At 72.3% G+C, this 2,106-nt stretch carries 1 protein-coding gene; it reads left to right on the top strand.

What is annotated here, in order from left to right:
• Nucleotides 1-2,106: polyketide synthase dehydratase domain-containing protein (locus tag O5O46_RS34880; RefSeq protein ID WP_269859701.1), on the top strand; the 2,106-nt coding region annotated here is incomplete at both ends.

Here is a 2,106-nt window from a genome sequence, read left to right as displayed (position 1 = left end):
ATCGCGGGTGATGAGGCTGCGGTTCTGGAGGTCGCGGCTGGGTTTGAGGCGCGGGGTCGTAAGACGAAGCGGCTGTCGGTCAGCCATGCGTTCCACTCGTCGCACATGGACGGGATGTTGGAGGCGTTCCGTGAGGTGGCGTCGGGCCTGACCTATGAGGCTCCGCGTGTCCCGATTGTCTCCAATCTGACCGGTGCGGTGGTGTTGGCCGAGGAGATCGGGACTGCGGACTTCTGGGTCCGGCACGTGCGTGAGGCCGTCCGCTTCTGCGACGGCATCCGGGCTTTGGAGGCCGAGGGCGTCACGACGTTCGTGGAGCTGGGTCCGGACGGTGTGCTGTCTGCGATGGCGCAGGAGTGCGTCGAGCGGCCCGAGGACGCGGTGTTCGCCCCCGCTCTCCGCAACGGTCGTCCCGAGGCCGAGACGCTGGCCCTCGCCCTGGGTCAGGCCCACGTACGCGGCGCGGCCGTGGACTGGCAGGCGTACTTCGCGGGCACCGGCGCCCGCCGCGTGGACCTCCCCACGTATCCCTTCCAGCGTCAGCGCTACTGGCTGGAGGCGCCCGCAGGGCTGGTCGGTGATGTGGTCTCGGCCGGGCTCGGTGAGGCACGGCACCCGCTGTTGGGGGCGGCGGTCGAACTGCCTGACTCCGACGGGTTCTTGTACACCGGGCGGCTCGGTCTCGACACCCATCCCTGGCTCGCTGATCACACCGTGTCCGGCACGGTGCTGGTGCCCGGTGCCGCGCTCGTGGAGTTGGCGATCCGGGCCGGGGACCAGGTTGGCTGTGACGTTCTGGACGAGCTGACCCTGGAGGCACCGCTGTTGCTTCCGGAGCGCGGTGGGGTTCAACTGCGGCTTACCGTGGCCGAGCTGGACGACTCGGGGCGCCGTGCGCTGCACCTGTACTCCCGTTCGCAGGACGCCGACGGCGACGAGCCGTGGACCCGGCACGCCAGCGGCGCGCTGACCTCGGGCTCGGGCCAGCCGACCGCACTGGTGGAGTGGCCGCCGAGCGACGCAGAGCCGGTGGAGGTCGACGGTCTCTACGACGACCTGGCCGAGATCGGCCTCGGCTACGGGCCGCTGTTCCAGGGCCTGAAGGCCGCCTGGCGGCGCGACGACGAGGTGTTCGCCGAGGTCGCGCTGGGCGAGGAGCAGCACGCCGAGGCAGGGGAGTTCGGTCTGCATCCGGCGCTGCTGGATGCCGCGCTGCACGCGGTCAGCCTCGGTGACTTCTTCGCCGACGCCGCATCCGGTGCCCGCCTTCCGTTCGCCTGGGACGGCGTGCGGCTGCACGCGGAGGGCGCCTCTGCGCTGCGGGTCCGGGTGTCGGCGGCCGGGCAGGACGCGGTGGCGGTGGCGGTGGCCGATGCGACGGGCCAGCCGGTGCTCTCGGTGGACTCGCTGGTGCTGCGCCCGCTGGCCACCGACCAGCTTGCCGCGGCCCGTACCGGCAGCCGGTACCACGAGTCGCTGTTCCGCATGGACTGGTCCCCGCTGACTGTCTCGTCGGACGCCCTCGAGCACGGCCGTTGGGCCGTCATCGGCCGGGACGACCTCAAGCTGGGGGCCGCACTTGAGCTGGCGGGCGGGCAGGTAGCCGGCTACCGGGACCTGGCTGGGCTGGCCGACGCGGTGGCTGCCGGGGACACGGCGCCGGACGTCGTGTTCGTCTCGTACGTACCAGACCTCGCCGTCTCCGACGGCATCGCGGAAGCGACACACGCGGCCACCGGTCAGGCGCTGGGGCTGCTGCGGGAGTGGCTGGCCGACGAGCGGTTCGACTCCGGTGACCTCGCCGACACCAGGCTCGCGGTGGTGACACGTGGTGCGGTGGCCGTTGACGCCGAGGAGGACGTGGACGACCTGGTGCACTCCGCCGTCTGGGGGCTGATGCGCTCGGCGCAGGCGGAGCACCCCGGCCGGTTCGTGCTGGTCGACCTCGACGGTGAGGACGCCTCGCTTCAGGAGCTGGCGGCCGCGCTGACCCTGGACGCGTCCGACGAGCCGCAACTCGCCGTGCGCGCCGGGTCGGTGTACGCGCCACGGCTGGCCCGGGTGGCGGCGGTCGAGGACACGCCGCTGCCGGACTTCGACCCGGAC

It is taken from the genome of Streptomyces sp. RPT161, from assembly GCF_027533845.1.
GTDB lineage: Bacteria > Actinomycetota > Actinomycetes > Streptomycetales > Streptomycetaceae > Streptantibioticus_A > Streptantibioticus_A silvisoli_A.
Note: the sequence above shows the minus strand (reverse complement) of the source record. Positions and strands in the feature narration are given on the sequence as shown.